An 18,768-nucleotide genomic window follows, 5' to 3' on the forward strand; every position below is an offset into this window, starting at 1 on the left:
TCCGGCAGTTCTTCTCTCACATCCCGGCGGGTTCCGGCTGTTCCTCTTGCACATCCTGCCCCTCAGCGCGGATCAGCAACCCAACCCGTGAACAACGGCATGTCGGTTTCAACGTGCACAATCTCGTAATGGAACGGGTGGTCGAGGATGATCTCGCGTTCTGCAATGAGGGCGCTTGCGGCATCCCCGTTGAGCTGGGTTACAGCGGATGCGATGGTTCCCTTTTCAGCAACGGTAATGTTGGCTGCTTGTGCCGCTTGAGTAAGTTGCATTCCCTGTTGGATCGCATCGAAATCGGACTGTGTCGCCAGTGTTTTCCTGAGGCCGAGTGTTTCGAAGACCTTCCGCAGTTCAAAGGTCGTCTTGTGGTCCCATTTGGGCAGGCTGATCTGGACCATCCCCACCGGGGCGTTTTCCAAGCGTCGGGCAACGTCAGAAAGCACCTCCGCTGAAACCGGAACTGCACCGGCGACACCCGACGCACCGCCGTCGGGCAGTACCAGCCTCATCACGAAACCTTCGGCGTACGGGAGGTCAACGGCTTTCCAGCCCGCGCCTTCGGCATACGCCATGCTGATGCCTCCGTGCATAGTGGGAACGGAGACGACTTCCCCGCCGGCTTTGGTGAAGGGCTGAGCCGATGTGTCGTTCGGGTCGAAGGGCGTTTGCCAAGCCGCGGCGAAGTAGAGCGCGTTGAGCAAGCTGAAGGTGTTGTCGGGATCGTACTTTGCAGGTGCTTCCTTGATCCTGCCACCCGTGTTGCTGCTGACCCATTGGTCAATGGCAGGTTTGGTCACGGCCTCATCCTGGAAGGACACCGGGTACACACCCGTGCCATAGTGCTTGGCGAGCGTGGCCAGAAAGTCCTTTCCGGTGGGGATGCCTTTGTCGACGAACAGGCCGTTGACTGCGTGCATGACAGGTTTGCGCGGCGGGTCGTCCTCGTCCACGCTGCCGGGGTCACCGTCATACTTTTCCAGCGCAGCGAGTACCGCGTTCATCGCTTCGTCGCGACCGTCGATGGGCAAAGCCAGGGCCGAATCCATCTCAGCGGCAGATTCTCCGGATGCTCCGGCTCGCAGCATGCTGAGCGCGATCAACAGGCCGGCGGGCGACGAAACAACATTTCCGTTTGCGGCATCCCCTCCGTCCGCGAGCAGTGTAGCGCCGAGCTTGCGCGCGGAGGCATTCAGCGCCTCGCGTTGGGCAGCGTAATCCGCCGCTTGGACCGAAACCCGCGTAACGCCGTCGGCCTTGACGAGCCCGACGTCGGCTGGTTGCGGCGCGCAGGCACTGATTGTCGCCGATCCGCTCGCCAATATGGCTGCCGCTACTACCGCGACCACTTTCCGAACTCGATACATACCGATCCCCCCATTTGATCTTCTCCTCACATGCTGCACGCTTTGCCTTCGGAACTCACGCGATCTGAGAGAGGGATGCCCAAATGTGGCCGGAATGTGAGCGAGCATCACGGAAAAGCAGGTGGGAAGTGAACGAGCATCCGGGGAAAACGGTCAGGATGTGAGAGAGGGTCGGGTCAGCGGGCGGAGTGGGCGGCCAGGAAGCTGTACACCTCGGTTTCGTCCACGCCGGGGAACGCGCCGGGAGGCATGGCAGCCAGCAGGTGCGAATGGGCCCGTGCCGACGGCCAGGCGTTACCGGCCCACTCGTTCGCAAGCGAGGCAGGTGGCCGCTTGCAGCAGTTCGGGTCCGGGCAGGTAGAGGTAGCACGGGCCGTGGTCTCGCGCCCACGGAACCATTTCACGTGCTGGTACGGCACCCCAATACTCAAAGAAAATTCACCCGCAGCCGAGCGCTCGGTCCGGGCTGTGCACCAGTAAGTACCCGAAGGCGTGTCCGTGTACTGGCTGTATGCGCTGAACTTGTCCGGCACGTCAAACACTGCCCGCGACGTCCAGGCCTTGCACGACGGTTGCCCCTCGATGGCGCCCGTGTGATCCTGTGGGAAGGTCACGCCGTCGTTCTCGTACGCCTTGTAGATGATGCCGGACTGGTGTGTCTTCTGGAAGTGCGTGGTGATGCCCAGGTGCTTGGTGGCCAGGTTGGTGAAGCGGTGCGCGGCGGTTTCGTAGGACACAGCAAAGGCATCGCGAATGTCCTCCACGGCGATTTCCTTCGCGGCCTTCGCTTTTTGGAGGAACTCAACGGTGGCCTGCTCCGGAAGCAACAGCGCGGCCGCGAAATAGTTGGTGGCCACTCGTTGTGCCAGGAAATCGCCGTAGTTCCGCGGAGTTTCGTGCCCCAGGACATAGTGGCCGAGCGCCTGCAGAAGCACCGAACGGGGGTCGTGATCCTGGCGTTGGTTCTGCGTCAGATAAATTCTGCGGTTCTTCAAATCGGTCACAGACCGGGTGGAATGGGGCAAATCGCCCACATGGTGCAGGGTGAAACCGAGGTTCTCCGCGATGTCCGCGATGACGTGCTGGCTGAGCGGGCCGGTAGTGTAGCCCACCCCTTTGAGGACCTTCTGCGCCTCCGCCTCATACTCTGGGAAATAGTTACCGCGCTCGCGCATCATGGCACGCAACTCGCCGTTCGCGCGGCGGGCTTCTTCCGGCGTCGCGACCTGCTCGTTAAGTTTGCGTTCGAGCTCCTGAAGCAACCCCACCTGGGACTCCAGCACATCCAGCGGAAGCCGCGAGCTGATACGGATTTTCGGCAGGTTTAAGGACTCGTACAGGGGTCCGCGCTGGTACCGTTCCAGCTCGATTTCCAGGGCCGCTCGGCGGCTGGGCGGCTCGGCCCCCAACAGCTGATCGATGCTCACGCCGAGGGCCGCGGCGAGTTGCTGAAGCAGCCCCAATTTGGGTTCGCGCTTACCGTTTTCGATCAGGCTGAGCTGACTCGGCGCGGTCCCGACGGCGGCACTCAAGTCATCCAGCGTCAGGCCGGCCTGTTTGCGCAAGTGGCGCACGCGGCGGCCAAGGCTAATGACGTCCAGTTCAGGGGACGTTGTGGAGGACGACGGCGGCGCGACTTCGCGATTCCAGCTCACAGGCGACATTTCTTGAGAATACGCGAAGAAGTGCATTTCTTTCCATAGTTTTCCTCTAGAAAGCCTGTTGTAAGTGCAGAAAAGTAGGTCTTACGAAAAAGAAATACAGACCCCGGGTAAGCCGGCCGATGCAGCAAAGGCGCAGCGGAGGCCGGCCCGGGAGCCCTTGGATATTAGGAGACATGCAATGACCGCATCATTTGAACCAGCAGAATCCGCACAGACTGCAGAGCAGCAGGCAGCAGCGCTGGAACTTGAATGGTCCGCCAACCCGCGTTGGGAAGGCGTCACCCGTGATTACTCGGCCACCGACGTCGTCCGCCTCCGCGGTCGCGTCTCTGAAGAGCACACCCTGGCCCGCCGCGGTTCGGAGAAGCTCTGGAAGCAGCTCACCGAGGAAGCACCCAACGGGGGCTACACCAACGCTCTCGGCGCACTGACCGGCAACCAGGCCGTGCAGCAGGTCAAGGCCGGACTCCGCGCCATCTACCTTTCCGGGTGGCAGGTTGCCGCTGACGCGAACCTCTCCGGCCACACCTACCCGGACCAGTCCCTGTACCCGGCCAACTCGGTCCCTCAGGTTGTCCGCCGCATCAACAACGCGCTGCTCCGGGCTGACCAGATCGAATACGCCGAGGGCGTCAAGACCGTTGAGGACTGGCTGGTTCCGATCGTCGCCGACGCCGAAGCCGGCTTCGGTGGCCCGCTGAACGCCTACGAACTCATGAAGTCCATGATCACCGCAGGTGCCTCGGGTGTTCACTGGGAAGACCAGCTCGCTTCGGAGAAGAAGTGCGGCCACCTTGGCGGCAAGGTCCTGATCCCCACCCAGCAGCACATCCGGACCCTCAACGCAGCCCGCCTGGCAGCCGACGTCGCCGGTACCCCGACGGTGGTCATTGCCCGCACCGACGCCGAAGCAGCAACGCTGATCACCTCGGACGTTGACGAGCGCGACCGCGAATTCATCACCGGAGAACGCACCGCCGAGGGCTTCTACAAGGTCCGCAACGGGATCGAACCCTGCATCGCCCGCGCCAAGGCCTACGCACCGTACTCCGACCTCATCTGGATGGAGACCGGCACCCCGGACCTCGAGCTGGCCCGCAAGTTCGCCGAATCGGTCAAGGCCGAGTACCCGGACCAGATGCTCTCCTACAACTGCTCGCCGTCGTTCAACTGGCGCAAGCACCTGGACGACGCCACCATCGCCAAGTTCCAGCGCGAGCTCGGCGCCATGGGCTTCACGTTCCAGTTCATCACCCTGGCCGGCTTCCACGCCCTGAACTACTCGATGTTCGACCTCGCCCACGGTTACGCCCGCGAAGGCATGAGCGCCTACGTCGAGCTCCAGGAAAAGGAATTCGCCTCCGAATCCCGCGGCTACACCGCCACCAAGCACCAGCGCGAAGTCGGCACCGGCTACTTCGACGACATCGCCACCGCGCTCAACCCGAACGCATCCACCCTCGCTCTGGTCGGATCGACCGAAGAGGGCCAATTCCACTAACCACACCCGCCCAAGGTGAGCTGTTCGCTTCGCTCACCGGAAGGCACGACGCCGGCACTCACGGAACGTAACCGCAGCGGCTTGGAGGGGAAACCCGGAAGCGTGCGTAAAAGGGGCCCTGTCCCGGACACCGGCCGAGCCCCGCGAGGCCATGTGGCCGGGATGGGGAATAGCACGCGGAGGGTCTCCCCTCCAAGCCCACCCGCTCAGCCGAGTGCCGCCGTCGAACATTTTCTTAGGAGATTTGAAATGAACAGCTTCACCGACAACTTCACTATTAATGGCATCACGTTGACCGCGCAGCCCATCTCGCGGCAGAACGAGGTCCTCACTCCCGACGCCCTTGAGTTCGTCGGCAAGCTTCACCGGGCCGTTGCTGATCGTCGTCAGGAGCTGATGCAGGCACGGCACGCACGGCGCAACCAGATTTCCAGTGGCCAGGATCCGCGGTTCCTCCCCGAGACCGAAGCCATCCGCAACGACCCGAGCTGGCGTGTTGCTCCCCCGGCCCCGGGCCTGGAGGACCGCCGCGTAGAGATCACGGGCCCGGTGGATAAGAAGATGACCATCAACGCCCTGAACTCCGGTGCCAAGGTCTGGCTGGCCGACATGGAAGACTCCTCCACCCCGACGTGGCGCAACGTCATCCAGGGTCAGCTGAACCTGACCGACGCACTGGAACGCCGCATTGATTTCACCTCCCCCGAGGGCAAGGAATACAAGCTCAAGCCGGCGGGCGACCTGCCCACCATTGTGGTCCGTCCCCGCGGCTGGCACCTGCCCGAGAAGCACATGCTGATCGACGGCAAGCCCATCGCCGGCGGCATCGTGGACTTCGGGCTGTTCTTCTTCCACAACGCCCGCCGCCTGCTCGCCCAGGGCAAGGGCCCGTACTTCTACCTGCCCAAGATCGAAAACCACCTCGAAGCACGCCTGTGGAACGACATCTTCGTCCTGGCCCAGGACCTCCTCGGCATCCCGCAGGGCACCATCCGCGCCACCGTGCTGATCGAAACCATCACCGCCGCCTTCGAGATGGAGGAGATCCTGTACGAACTCCGGGATCACGCCTCCGGTTTGAACGCCGGTCGGTGGGACTACATCTTCTCCCTGATCAAGAACTTCCGCACCCGCGGACCGCGCTTCGTACTCCCGGACCGCGGCCAGGTGACCATGACCCAACCGTTCATGCGTGCCTACACCGAACAACTCGTCCGGGCCTGCCACCGCCGCGGGGCCATGGCAATCGGTGGCATGGCCGCAGCTGTCCCGAACCGCAAGGACGAAGCAGCCAACACCGCCTCGTTCGAGAAGGTCCGCGCCGATAAGACCCGCGAAGCCAACGACGGCTTCGACGGCTCCTGGGTAGCCCACCCGGACCTCGTACCCGTGTGCCGCGAAGTGTTTGACTCCGTGCTCGGCGACAGGCCGAACCAGCTGGACCGCAGCCGCGAGGACGTCACCCCGGATGACCGCGCACTGATCGACATCGCCAGCACCGAAGGCACCATCACCGAGGAAGGGGTCCGCCTGAACATCGAGGTAGGCATCCGCTACATCGAGTCCTGGCTCCGCGGCAACGGCGCCGTCGCCATCCACAACCTCATGGAAGACGCCGCAACCGCCGAGATCTCCCGGTCCCAGCTCTGGCAATGGATCCACTCCCACGCCATCACCGATCACGGCGAGATCATCAGCCGTGAATGGGTCCAGGACATGCTGGACGAGGAATACGCCCGACTGGAACGCTTCGACGGAGACCGCTTCGCTGACGCCCGCGCCATCTTCGAAGAAGTCACCCTGGCCGAGGAATTCCCCACTTTCCTGACAATCCCGGCCTACGCCCGTTTCCTCACCGAGGCCCGTGAAGAGGCCACGGAGGAGGAACTCGTCGCCGCCTAGCTGTACTGGTCAGCGACAAACCAAGCCCCGACGCTGGGCTGCCTGCACTCTTCGCAACAAGTGACCCCGATCGTCGGGGAGGCAGCCCAGCAGCGGGGTTTCTCCATGCCACCGCGAACCCGGAATGCGACCGCCCTCGCACCGATTCGACGGCCAGCTTCACACAAGACGCTTCCTACCGTCTAATGCGCAGCGCACCCCCGAAATGGGCCGGAAAAGAATCGGGTAGGGAAGGACAACCCCGACGGCGGCGCTCACCTACCCCTGCCGGGCCACCCAGCGCACGGACAACGTAACGCACACACAGAACGCGAGCACCGAACCGAGGATCACAAGCAGCGGCACGGTCCAGCCCTCGGACACGCCATGGACGTAGCCGATGACGGTTGGCGCCAGGGCTGCAACCAGATAGCCCACGCCTTGGACGACGGCGGACATCTTCCCTGCCGAGGCTTGGTCCCGCGCAAACTTGATGATGGCGATGAACACCACCGTGATGCCGCCACCCTGCGCAATGCCGCCCATGGAAGACCACATCCACCACAAATCAGGCGCCAGGAGCAAGCCCACGGGAACCGTCAGCCATAGCGCACTCAAGGTGACGGCCACCGTCGTCGTGCTGGCGAAGCGGGCCAGGAGCGGCACACCAAGCCCGCCCACAATCGCGAAGATCTGGAACAGTGAGGAGCCTGCGCCGGCCTCGGCGGCGCCCATGCCGAGTTCGTCGGACAGGAAGCTCGGCAGCCACGCTGTGACCCCGTAATAGGAGAACGCTTGACCGGCGAAGCCAAGTGTCAGGCCTGCCGTTAACCAGCCAACTCCTACCACCGCAGTGGACGCGGAGCGGTCGGGCGCAGGAACTGCGGCGGGAACCAAGGCGCGGCGGAATCCCACAGTCGGTATCCAGAACAAGATGGCTGCCAACGCCAGAAGGGCACTCGCCGCCAAGGAAAGCCGCCAGCCCACCAGTTCAGCGAGCGGTGCAGTAGCCACAGAGGTGAGGAACGAGCCAATGTTCAGGGCTGCCGTATATACGCCCATCGCCGTAGCTTGACGCCGTGGAGCGAAGTCCCTGCGGATGATGAGTGGCACGGCGATATTGCCGATCGTAATAGCCACACCGATGATGACTGTCCCCACCAGGACCGGCACGCCACCGCCGCTGGACCGGATCACGACGCCGGCCAGTACGCCGAGCAGCGTGAGCATGACGGCAAATTCGGCACCGAGCCGCCGCCCGGCCAGGGACGCCAACGGCGAGGCGAGCGAAAAACAGAGCACGGGGATACCAGTCAGCAGACCCAGTTCAACAGGCGAAAATCCGAGATCGGCCTGCAGCGAATCCACCACTGGGGCCACTGCCACGAACGGCCCACGCATGTTGAGCGCGATCAGGCCGATGCAGGCGAGGATCAACCATCCCCGGGGAACTTTGGCGAGGAACTGGCTCATGGATTGCGCTGGACGGTGGCGGGAAACGTTTTCATCACCTTCATTGCTATCACGCCGCCACCGGCCATCCAGTCACAAACGGCGCCTATCCCGCTGCTTGGAGCGTGGCTTCAATCACTGCCGGTGAGAGCACGTACTGCGTCACCATCTGGCTGGCGCCCAGGATTGCAGCGCGATCACCAGCCATGGAAATACCGATCCGCAAGTGAGTGGTGGCCAACGGCAGCGAACGCCGGTACACAACTTCGCGAATGCCGGCAACCAGGTGTTCGCCAGCCTCTCCCACGCTGCCGCCGATGACAATCATGGACGGATTGAGCAGGTTGACCACGGTGGCCAGCACATCGCCGACGTCCCGTCCCGCCTGCCGGAGGGCCTGGATGGCCTGCAAATTTCCCTCGGCTACCAGTCGGAGGACATCAGCTCCCGTTGCCGCTTCGAGACCTTGCGCCTTGAGTTGGCGGGCGACGGCGGGACCTGAGGCGAGCGCTTCCAGGCAGCCGTAGTTGCCGCAACGGCAGAGGACGTCGTCGCCGCGGGGCACGCGCACGTGGCCGAGGTCCCCGGCGGTGCCGTTGGCGCCGCGCTGCAGCTGGCCGCTGCTGATGATGCCTGCGCCGATGCCAGTAGCGACCTTGATGAACAGGAAATTCTCGTGGTCGGGCCAGTAGGCGGTGCGTTCGCCAAGCGCCATGATGTTGACGTCGTTGTCCACCAGAACTGGAACGGGCAGCGAGCGCTGGACATAAGGAACGACGTCGAATCCATCCCAGCCCGGCATGATGGGCGGCTTGACCGGCCGTCCGGTGGCGTGTTCCACGGGCCCGGGCAGTCCGATGCCAATGCCCGCGAGGTCGCCGGGTTCGCGCCCGGCTTCGCTGAGCAGCTCGCGTCCGGCTTTGATGACCTGGCCAAGCACGATGTCCGGGCCCTCGGCGACTTCCTGCGTCAGCCTGCGTTCGGCGAGGACGCTTCCACCGAGGTCGGTGACGGCGACAATCACGTGGGTCGCTCCGACGTCGACCGCCAGGACGACGCGGGCGGCGGGGTTGAAGGCAAAGCGCGACGGCGGCCTGCCGCCACTGGATGTGGCCTCCCCGGCAGGCCCGACGAGGCCGGATCCGATCAGGGCGTCGATCCGGGAAGCGACGGTGGAGCGGGCGAGTCCTGTGGTGAGGGCAAGTTCAGCGCGGGTCCTTGCTTGGCCGTCCCGGAGGAGCTGGAAGAGGTCCCCGGCACGAGAAAGGTTACCGGCATCCTGCGCGGGGGCGTCTTTTACGCCTTGGTGTCCGGGTGCTGAGGTCATGCAATTAGTGAAGCACGATTGCTTATGCGTGTCATGCAGCAGAAGTTTGTCGGCAATATTTCAACTTTTGCTTGACGCTCGACAAAAGTCCCCCTAGGTTGTGAGGAGCAGCACATCACCCCCTTGGATGCCGGAAATCAACGGCATCAATTTGCCTCCACCCACAACGACGAGGAGAGACAGTGTCATATTCGATCCAGCTCTACACGGTCCGAAAGGCCCTTGAAGAGGATCTGGCGGGAACCATCCAGCGCTTGGCCGACATCGGATTCACCATGGTTGAGCCATACCGTTTCGTTGCCAAGGCTGACGAACTCAAGCGGGCATTGACGGAGAACAACCTCACCGCCCCGTCCGGCCATGCTCCTTTGCTCAGCGATGACCAGGACGCAATCTTTGCAGCTGCGCAGCAGCTGGGCATCGGTACAGTTATTGACCCGCATGTCCCGATCGAGCGCTGGAACACGATCGAAGACATCAAAGCAACCGCGGAACAGCTCAACGCGGCCGCCGCCAAGGGAGCCGAATACGGTGTCCGCGTCGGTTATCACAACCACTGGTGGGAAGTTGAGTCCGTCATTGACGGCAAGACGGCAATCGAACACCTTGCCGACCACCTGAACCCCGAGGTGGTCCTGGAATTGGACACGTATTGGGCAGCAGTAGGTGGCCAGAACCCCGCCGAGCTCTTGGCCCGGCTCGGTGACCGCGTCAAGTTCATTCACATCAAGGACGGTCCCGTGACCTCGGACCCGTCGAGCCAGCTCGCCGTTGGTGCCGGCCAGATGCCTATTTGGGACGTGTTGGGCGCCGCCGGCTCTCTTGAGGCAGCGGTGGTGGAACTGGACGACTTCCAAGGCGACATGTTCGACGCCGTGGAAGACAGCTACAACTACCTCAGCGCGGGGAAGGTGTCCGCATGAGTAACGCAGCAGCAATGGCCTTTGGTTCCCTGACGTCAGGCCCGGTGGGTTCAGGCCCCGTAGGCGTAGGCATCATCGGCGCAGGTGTCATCAGCAAGCAGTATCTGGACAACCTCACAAGCTTCCCCGATGTTCGCGTTGTGGCGATCGGTGACTTGTTCGAAGAGGCCGCAGCCACCCGCGCCAACGAGTACGGCATCTCCGTGCACGGTGGCATTGATGCTGTCCTCGGCCACCCGGAGGTGGAGATTGTCATCAACCTGACCATCCCCTCTGCCCACGTGGAAGTCGCTACACAGGCTGTCAACGCAGGCAAGCACGTGTGGAGCGAAAAGCCATTCTCGCTGGACCGTGAAAGTGGCCTTGGCTTGCTCAAGGCAGCCGACGCCGCCGGCGTCAGGTTGGGTTGTGCTCCGGACACGTTCCTCGGCGCCGGCCTCCAAACTGCCCGCCGCATGATCGAACGCGGCGACATCGGCACTCCGCTGACGGCACTGACCCTGATGCAGTCCCCGGGTCCTGAATCCTGGCACCCGAACCCCGCGTTCCTATTCCAGGACGGCGCCGGCCCTCTGTTCGACATCGGCCCCTACTACCTGACAACGCTCGTGCAGACCTTTGGCAGCATCCGAAAGGTAGGCGCTTTCGGTTCCAAGTCCCGCGAGACACGTGTCATCGGCTCGGGTCCCAAGGCCGGCGAGACGTTCGAGGTCACAGTCCCTACTCACGTCAGCTCCATCCTGGAGTTCGAGAACGGTGAATCTGCGCAGAGCATCTTCAGCTTCGATTCCCCGCTCAAACGCGCAGGGTTTGTGGAGATCACCGGTTCCGAAGCCACCATCGCTTTGCCGGACCCGAACAACTTCGACGGCGACATCAGGATTTGTGCGCTCGGTTCCGACGACTGGACAACCGTCCCTTCAGTTGGCTCAACTGCCAGCCGTGGAGCCGGTGTCCTGGAAATGGCCCGCGCCATCCGTGAGGGCCGGCCACACCGTGCCCAGGGTGAACTTGCGTTCCACATCCTGGACACTATGGCCTCCATCGCAGAATCAATCGACAACCGGGCCTTTGTGGATGTGGAAAGTTCTGCAACACAGGTCCCTGCGCTGCCCGAGGATTGGGATCCCACAGCAGCAACGCTTTCAGCCTAGTTTCAGCCAGCACCAGCTCGACGACGAGAAAACCGGAGCATCATGAAGAATCCCATGAAAGTCCTATCGGCAGTTGCCGCGACAGCAGCTTTGGCACTGGGCCTCAGCGCCTGCGGTGGCGGCGGTAGCAGCCCACAAGCAAGCAGCGACACCATCACCTACTGGGCATCGGACCAAGGCAACAGCCTGGACGACACTGCAGCCAAGCTGAAGCCCACGCTGGATCGTTTTACGGAAAAGACCGGAGTAAAGGTACAGCTGGAAGTCATCAGCTGGACTGACCTCTACAACCGCATTCTTACCGCAGTTACCAGTGGCGACGGCCCGGACGTCCTCAACATCGGCAACACGTGGGCCGTGACCCTCCAGGAGACGGGCGCTTTCGAGCCCGTGGAAGGTGAACTGCTGGAGGCCGTTGGTGGCAAGGACCGCTTCCTGAAGACCAGCTGGTCCACCGGTGGCGCAGAGGGCAAGACCCCCACGTCTGTGCCGCTCTACGGCTTGGCCTACAACATGTATTACAACACAAAGCTGTTCAAGGAAGCCGGCATCGAGAAGGCCCCCACAACTTGGGACGAGTTTGTGGCCGATGCCAAGAAGCTCACCAAGGACACCAACGGAGACGGCAAGCCTGATCAGTGGGGCTTCACCGCAGCCGGTGCATCCGTTTCCGCCAACTCGCACCAAGCGTTCGTTCGTGGCCTGCAAAACGGCGGCACCTTGTTCGACGGTGACGGAAAGCCCACGTTCGACAGCGATCCGCAGGTAGAGGGCGTCAAGCAGTTCGTGGACCTGATGGCCACGGACAAGGTGATGTCGCCGTCGGACGCTGAACTGAGCCAAGGCAGCCAGAAGGTGGACAACCTCATCAACGGCAAGGCCGCCATGATGTTTGACCAGAGCCCGCTGAAGAACTTCGCTGCTCGCGACTTCAAGGACTGGGGTGTAGCCCCGATCCCCATGATGACCGCCGGAGCTACCGGTGACCGCGGCACCCAGAGCCACGTGGCCGGTATCAACCTCAGCGTCTTCAAGAACAGCGACAACAAGGCAAATGCCATCAAGCTGGCCGGGTTCCTGACCAGCGACGAAGAGCAGATTGCCCTCAACAAGGCCTATTCCTCCCTGCCGGTAGTCACCGCGGCGTCGAGCGATGCCGCCTTCCAGACCGAAGAGGTCAAGGCCAAGAATGACGCCCTGTCCAACCACTCCCTGCCCATGCCGCTGATCGCCAAGGAGGGTCAGATGGAGACCCTCACCGGCACGGCAATCAAGAACCTCTTTGCCAAAGCGGCAACGGGAACTGTTTCCGAAGACGACATCCGGGCGGCCCTCAAGGACGCCAATAACCAGATGGCCGCGGCCCAGTAACCAGGCCCAGTGAGCGGGGACGCCACCATAAAGTGGTGTCCCCGCTCCGGCAAAGGAGTTTCCATGTCCCATTCAGCATTGGACAGCGGCCCCGCCGCTGCAGGCAGCACCGCTGCCGTTGATCCCGAGCCCGGGAAACCACGGGCCGCAAGCACACCGCCGGTACGTAAACGGCGTCGCTCATTCCTCCCCTACGGCTTGATCCTTCCGGCCGCGATCCTTGAACTCCTGATCCACATCGGCCCGATGCTCCTTGGGATTTGGATTGCGTTCATCTCCCTGACGCAGCTCAACCTCACCAACTGGCTCAACGCACCGTTCGTAGGGCTACAGAACTTCATCAACGGGCTCAACCCGGACAGCACCATCGGCCAGGCCTTCTTCAGCACGGTTGGGCGCACGCTGGGCTACACCATCCTGGTGGTCGGCTTCTCCTGGATGCTCGGCATGGCAGGCGCAGTTTTCCTCTCCTCCAACTTCAAGGGACGTGCTCTTCTCCGTACGTTCTTCCTGGTCCCCTACGCACTCCCGGCCTATGTAGGAACCATTGCCTGGGCCTTCATGTTCAACCAGCGCGATGGTGCGGTGAACCAAATCCTGGTGGACACGCTTCACCTCTTCGGAGACGAACGCCCCTTCTGGTTGCTGGGCGGGAACTCCTTCGGAGCCATGGTGATCGTGAATGTGTGGCAGCTGTGGCCTTTTGCGTTCCTTATGCTCATGGCGGCCCTGCAGAACGTTCCCACCGACGTCTACGAGGCAGCGGCCATTGATGGCGCCACGCTCTGGCAGCAGTTCCGTCGCATCACGTTGCCCATGGTCCGTCCGGCCAATGGGGTCCTGCTCATGGTGATGTCGCTGTGGACCTTCAACCAGTTCAACGTCCCCTTTGTCCTGTTCGGAGCCACTTCCCCCAAGGAAGCTACCCTTATTTCCCCACTGATCTACCAAAACTCCTTCGGCAGTTGGAACTTCGGCCTGGGCGGCGCAATGAGCGTGCTGCTGCTGATCGCGTTGTTCATTGCCTCCGTTTTCTACATCCGCATGGTGCTGCCCAAGGGAGCCGACAATGATTGAGACACGCAACTTCCGGATCCTCAGGAACGTGGTCCTGACCATCCTGTCCCTCTGGGTAGCGGTACCGCTCTTCGTGGTGGTCTCCACCTCGCTGAAACCCCTCAAGGATGTCTCCGGACTCTTCCAGTGGATACCTCGCGAAATCACGGCGTCACCCTACCTGGACATCTGGAGCACGGTCCCGCTGGCCAAGTACTTCCAGAACAGCCTCATCATCACCGTCTGCGCTACAGCCTGCTCAGTGACAGTTGCCGTCCTTGCTGCCTACGCCATTGCGCGGCTGCAGTTCAAGGGAAAGCGTGCTTTCAGCCTGACTGTCCTATCCACCCAGATGTTCCCCGGAATCCTGTTCCTCCTGCCGCTTTACCTGATCTTCACGCAGATCCGTAACATGACCGGCCTGCAGCTTCAGGGCTCCTACCTCGGGCTGATCATCACGTACATGACATTCACTTTGCCCTTCGCCATCTGGATGCTCAGCGGCTACTTCGCCTCGATTCCGAAGGAACTGGAAGAGGCTTCGATGATCGATGGCACCGGCAGGATGGGAGCACTGTTCCGTGTGATCCTCCCTGTTGCCAAGCCTGGCATCATCGCAGTTGCCGTGTATTCATTCATCTCCGCATGGGGCGAGGTTCTGTTCGCATCCGTGCTGACCAACGAGGCCACAAAAACACTGTCCTTGGGGCTCAAGGCTTACGCCAGCGAATCGGATGTGTTTTGGAACCAACTCATGGCTGCTTCGGTGGTGGTCAGCCTGCCGGTCTTGATCGGATTCATCCTGGTGCAAAAACACTTGGTGGCAGGTCTGTCATCCGGGGCAGTTAAGTAGGTTCACTGTTAATAGACCGCAACCGACAGTACGAGCAACACCGAGGAACACCGGGCGATCACCGGGAAGGAAGCCATGTCCTATTCACTCCAGCTGTACACCCTCCGCAACGCCATCCAGGAGGACCTGCCTGGAACCATCAGGAGGGTCGCCGAAATCGGCTTCACGCAGGTGGAGCCGTACAACTTCGTGGCCACCGCTGCCGAACTCGGCAAGGCCTTGAAGGAAAACGGCCTAACCGCCCCATCCGGCCATGCGCCGCTCTTGAGCCAGGACCACGACGAGATCTTCGCGGCCGCTAAGGAACTGGGGATCACCACCGTGATTGATCCTTTCCTCCCTGCGGAACACTGGCAGGACGCAGAGACCATCCAGTCCACGGCCACGGCTCTGAATGCGGCAGCGAAGAAGGGCGCCGAGTACGGCATCCGCGTTGGTTACCACAACCACGCGTGGGAACTGGAGTCCACCATCGAAGGCAAGACTGCCTTGGAGTACTTCGAGGGACTGCTGGATCCGGAACTCGTCCTTGAAGTGGACACGTATTGGGCTGCTGTCGGCGGCCAGGACCCGGTTGAATTGCTGGCCCGCTTGGGCGACCGGGTGAAGTTCATCCACATCAAGGACGGTCCGGCCACCACGGACACCAAGGCCCAGCAGCCCGCTGGCCAGGGATCGATTCCGGTGCTGGACGTGATCGCTGCCGCCAAGTCCCTGGAAGTTGGCGTGGTGGAGTTCGATGACTACTCCGGCGACATTTTTGAGGGCATCACCGAGAGCCTGAGGTATCTGACGGCAGCGGCAAGCGTTCAGGCAGCCGAGGGAACTGTTTCCGAGGAGGCAGGGGCATGAGCTTCACTCCGTCAAACCGCAAGGGTCCGGTGGGCGTGGCCTTTATCGGTGCGGGCAACATCAGCAAGCAATACCTGGACAACCTCACCACCTTCCCGGACATCAAGGTCCTGGTGATCGCCGACCTGTTCGAAGAAGCAGCCAAGGCACGTGCCGAGGAATACGGCGTCCCCGAGTTCGGTGCGCCTGAATTGGCACTGAACCATCCCGACGTCGAAATCATCGTGAACCTGACCATCCCGGCAGCTCACGTCGAGGTTGCAACGGCGGCGGTCAACGCGGGCAAACACGTCTGGACGGAGAAGCCGTTCTCCCTGGACCGGGAATCGGGTCTGGGCCTGCTCAAGGCGGCAGATACCGCGGGCATCCGCCTCGGAACGGCGCCGGACACCTTCCTCGGTGCGGGGTTGCAGACAGCCCGGCGCATCATCGAACGCGGGGACATTGGAACCCCGTTGACCGGCATGACCACGTTCCAGACCCCGGGGCCGGAATCCTGGCACCCGAACCCTGCGTTCTTGTTCCAGCACGGTGCGGGCCCCCTGTTCGACATGGGCCCGTACTACCTCACCACTCTGGTCCAGACCTTCGGCTCGGTGCGTAAGGTAGCCGCCGTCGGCTCCTCCGCAAAGGCGACCCGGATCATTGGTTCCGGTCCGAAGGCCGGGGAGGAGTTCGCCGTCGAGGTCCCCACACACGTCTCCGCGATGGCGCAGTTCGAAAGCGGTGCGTCCTCGCACAGCGTGTTCTCCTTCGAGTCCCCCCGCCAGCGAATGGGATTCGTGGAAATCACCGGCTCCGAGGCCACGCTCTCGCTGCCGGACCCGAACTATTTCGACGGCGACCTCAGGCTCTGGCGGCCCGGGGCGGAAGAACCCGAGATCATCCCCGCCACCGGACCGGCCAACGGCCGCGGCCTGGGCGTGTTGGACATGGCCCGTGCCCTGCGTTCAGGCACTCCGCACCGCGCCACCGGCGAACTGGCTTACCACGTGCTGGACACGATGGTCTCGATTTCCGAATCCGTGGAGTCGGGCTCGTTCGTAGATGTCACCAGCAACGCGCCCGCCTCCGAACCCGTCCCGGAGGACTGGGCGCCGGAAACCGCCACACTCTAAGAATCAGCGAGGAACCACACCATGACCACCCCAGTCCGCCCATCCGACCAAACGCCTGCCCCGGCACACGGCCCAGCATCTGACCCGCTGGGTGTGGCCGCCATCGGCTATGCCTTCATGGGGAAGGCCCACTCGAATGCGTGGCGGAACGTGGCCAGCTTCTTCGACGTCCCCGCCTTCGAGCAAAAAGTCCTCGTCGGCCGGGACGCCGAATCCGTCGCGGCGGCCGCCGCCAAGTACGGCTGGGCAGAGTCCGCCACCGACTGGCGCTCGGTCATTGAGCGGGATGACATCCACATCGTCGATATCTGCGCTCCGGGCTGGATGCACGCCGAGATCGCTGTTGCCGCCCTCGCTGCCGGGAAACACGTCCTCGTGGAAAAGCCTCTGGCGAACACGATCGCCGAGGCAGAAGCCATGACCGCAGCCGCGGCCGTCGCCCGCGCGAACGGCGTCCAGTCGATGATCGGCTTCAACTACCGCCGCGTCCCGGCCCTCGCCCTGGCCCGCGAACTGATCGCCGAAGGCCGGCTCGGCACCGTCCGCCACGTCCGCGCCGCCTACCTCCAGGACTGGCTCTCCGACGCCGAATCCCCCATGACTTGGCGCCTCCGCAAGGAAACCGCCGGCTCCGGTGCGCTGGGCGACATCGCCTCCCACGCCATCGACCAAGTCCTGTTCCTCCTGGGCGATGCCGTCACCGAGGTCACGGGCCGCCTGCACACGTTCGTGAACCGCCGCCCCGGAGCGGACGGCCTGGAAGATGTCACGGTCGACGACGCCGCCTGGGCTACGCTGACACTCGCCTCCGGAGCAATTGCCTCGGTGGAAGTCAGCCGTGTAGCGACCGGCCAGAAGAACTCCCTCAAACTTGAAATCTACGGAGACAAGGGCACCATCCTGTTCGACCTCGAGAATTTGAACGAGCTCGGCTTCCTGGATGCCACCGCCCCTGTCCGCGAGCAGGGTTTCCGGCGGATCCTGGTCAACGAACCCGAACACCCCTACCTCGAAGCGTGGTGGCCGCAGGGTCATATCATCGGCTGGGAGCACACCTTCACCCACCAGATCCGAGACTTCCTGCTGGCCATTCGGGACGGCAGCCAGCCATCGCCGTCGTTCGAAGAAGGCCTGAACGTCCAGCACGTCCTCGCTGCCATCGAAGAATCTGCAGCGGCCAAGAGCTCACTGATCCAGCTTTCCCCGAAGCCAACCAGCACCGCTACCGAAGGAGCCTGACATGCCCCGCCCCTACACCCTGTTCACCGGCCAGTGGGCCGACCTGCCCTTCGAGGAAGTCGCCCGGCTTGCCTCGGGCTGGGGCTACGACGGCCTGGAAATCGCCGTCTCCGGAGACCACCTGGACGCCTGGCGCTGGGACGAACCCGGCTACGTCGAGAACAAACTCGCCATCCTGGACAAGTACAACCTCAAAGTCTGGGCCATCTCCAACCACCTCAAAGGCCAAGCCGTCTGCGATGACCCCATCGACTTCCGCCACGAAGCAATCGTCGGGTCCAAAGTCTGGGGCGACGGGGACCCCGAAGGCGTCCGCCAACGAGCCGCCGAGGAAATGAAGCACACCGCACGCCTGGCCAAAGCTTTGGGCGTGGACACAGTCGTCGGGTTCACCGGATCCTCCATCTGGCAGTACGTCGCGATGTTCCCGCCCGTCCCCGAAAAAGTCATCGACGCCGGCTACCAGGACTTCGCCGACCGCTGGAACCCCATTCTGGACGTCTTCGACGAAAACGGGGTCCGCTTCGCCCACGAAGTGCACCCCTCCGAAATCGCCTACGACTACTGGACCACCGTCCGGACTCTCGAAGCGATCGGCCACCGCCCCGCGTTCGGCCTGAACTGGGACCCCTCCCACTTCATGTGGCAAGGCATCGACCCCGTGTCCTTCATCTGGGACTTCAAGGACCGGATCTACCACGTGGACTGCAAAGACACCAAGCTGCGCCCCACCGGCCGCAACACCGTCCTGGGCTCCCACCTGCCCTGGGGCGACCCCCGCCGGGGCTGGGACTTCGTCTCAGCCGGACGCGGGGACGTGCCCTGGGAATCGTCCTTCCGCGCCCTGGCCGCGATCGGTTACAACGGCCCCATCAGCATCGAATGGGAAGACGCCGGTATGGACCGCCTCCACGGTGCCCCCGAAGCCCTCGCCGCCCTGAAGAAGTTCGACTTCCCCGCGTCGCAGACCAGCTTCGACGCCGCCTTCAGCAGCAAAGACTAGGACAGTACCG

At 62.9% G+C, this 18,768-nt stretch carries 15 protein-coding genes; 11 read left to right on the forward strand and 4 right to left on the reverse strand.

What is annotated here, in order from left to right:
- Positions 1 to 62 precede the first annotated feature (62 nt).
- Entirely contained in the window at positions 63 to 1,364 is a 1,302-nt protein-coding gene (locus KSW38_RS01020; RefSeq protein ID WP_216921678.1) for a serpin family protein, read from the reverse strand.
- Between the two features lie 176 nt (positions 1,365 to 1,540).
- Entirely contained in the window at positions 1,541 to 3,055 is a 1,515-nt protein-coding gene (locus KSW38_RS01025) for an XRE family transcriptional regulator (RefSeq protein WP_216921681.1), read from the reverse strand.
- A gap of 151 nt (positions 3,056 to 3,206) precedes the next feature.
- On the opposite strand from KSW38_RS01025, the gene aceA reads away from it, so the two are divergent.
- Complete coding sequence (aceA, locus tag KSW38_RS01030; RefSeq protein ID WP_216921684.1) at positions 3,207 to 4,529, forward strand: isocitrate lyase; 1,323 nt, start codon at positions 3,207 to 3,209, stop codon at positions 4,527 to 4,529.
- Between the two features lie 249 nt (positions 4,530 to 4,778).
- A complete protein-coding gene (gene aceB, locus KSW38_RS01035; RefSeq protein ID WP_216921686.1) occupies positions 4,779 to 6,431 on the forward strand; it encodes a malate synthase A in 1,653 nt (550 codons plus the stop codon).
- Between the two features lie 258 nt (positions 6,432 to 6,689).
- Here aceB and KSW38_RS01040 read toward each other — a convergent pair whose 3' ends face one another.
- Positions 6,690 to 7,883, reverse strand: coding sequence for an MFS transporter (locus tag KSW38_RS01040; RefSeq protein ID WP_216921689.1), 1,194 nt, complete (start codon positions 7,881 to 7,883; stop codon positions 6,690 to 6,692).
- Between the two features lie 85 nt (positions 7,884 to 7,968).
- On the reverse strand, positions 7,969 to 9,189 hold the full coding sequence (locus KSW38_RS01045) for an ROK family transcriptional regulator (protein ID WP_216921692.1): 1,221 nt from the start codon (positions 9,187 to 9,189) through the stop codon (positions 7,969 to 7,971).
- A gap of 182 nt (positions 9,190 to 9,371) precedes the next feature.
- On the opposite strand from KSW38_RS01045, the gene KSW38_RS01050 reads away from it, so the two are divergent.
- From KSW38_RS01050 to KSW38_RS01090, 9 genes are all read left to right on the forward strand, one after another.
- Positions 9,372 to 10,112 carry a sugar phosphate isomerase/epimerase family protein gene (locus tag KSW38_RS01050; protein WP_216921707.1) on the forward strand — a complete coding sequence of 247 codons (741 nt, stop codon included), beginning with the start codon at positions 9,372 to 9,374 and terminating at the stop codon, positions 10,110 to 10,112.
- Complete coding sequence (locus tag KSW38_RS01055) at positions 10,109 to 11,266, forward strand: Gfo/Idh/MocA family protein (protein ID WP_254185942.1); 1,158 nt, start codon at positions 10,109 to 10,111, stop codon at positions 11,264 to 11,266. The genes KSW38_RS01050 and KSW38_RS01055 overlap by 4 nt, the downstream gene beginning before the upstream one ends.
- A 42-nt stretch (positions 11,267 to 11,308) precedes the next feature.
- Complete coding sequence (locus KSW38_RS01060; protein ID WP_254185943.1) at positions 11,309 to 12,637, forward strand: ABC transporter substrate-binding protein; 1,329 nt, start codon at positions 11,309 to 11,311, stop codon at positions 12,635 to 12,637.
- A 63-nt stretch (positions 12,638 to 12,700) separates the two neighbouring features.
- Positions 12,701 to 13,714, forward strand: coding sequence for a carbohydrate ABC transporter permease (locus KSW38_RS01065; protein WP_216921710.1), 1,014 nt, complete (start codon positions 12,701 to 12,703; stop codon positions 13,712 to 13,714).
- Positions 13,707 to 14,546 carry a carbohydrate ABC transporter permease gene (locus KSW38_RS01070; RefSeq protein ID WP_216921713.1) on the forward strand — a complete coding sequence of 280 codons (840 nt, stop codon included), beginning with the start codon at positions 13,707 to 13,709 and terminating at the stop codon, positions 14,544 to 14,546. The genes KSW38_RS01065 and KSW38_RS01070 overlap by 8 nt, the downstream gene beginning before the upstream one ends.
- Positions 14,547 to 14,621: 75 nt before the next feature.
- A complete protein-coding gene (locus KSW38_RS01075) occupies positions 14,622 to 15,398 on the forward strand; it encodes a sugar phosphate isomerase/epimerase family protein (RefSeq protein ID WP_216921716.1) in 777 nt (258 codons plus the stop codon).
- Complete coding sequence (locus tag KSW38_RS01080) at positions 15,395 to 16,516, forward strand: Gfo/Idh/MocA family protein (RefSeq protein ID WP_216921719.1); 1,122 nt, start codon at positions 15,395 to 15,397, stop codon at positions 16,514 to 16,516. The genes KSW38_RS01075 and KSW38_RS01080 overlap by 4 nt, the downstream gene beginning before the upstream one ends.
- 21 nt (positions 16,517 to 16,537) lie before the next feature.
- Positions 16,538 to 17,755, forward strand: a complete 1,218-nt coding sequence (locus KSW38_RS01085) for a Gfo/Idh/MocA family protein (protein ID WP_216921723.1) — start codon at positions 16,538 to 16,540, stop codon at positions 17,753 to 17,755.
- A 1-nt stretch (position 17,756) separates the two neighbouring features.
- Positions 17,757 to 18,758, forward strand: coding sequence for a sugar phosphate isomerase/epimerase family protein (locus tag KSW38_RS01090; RefSeq protein ID WP_216921726.1), 1,002 nt, complete (start codon positions 17,757 to 17,759; stop codon positions 18,756 to 18,758).
- The last annotated feature ends 10 nt before the right edge of the window (positions 18,759 to 18,768 follow it).

This window comes from Paenarthrobacter aromaticivorans (assembly GCF_019038615.1).
In the GTDB taxonomy this organism is placed as follows: Bacteria; Actinomycetota; Actinomycetes; order Actinomycetales; family Micrococcaceae; genus Arthrobacter; species Arthrobacter aromaticivorans.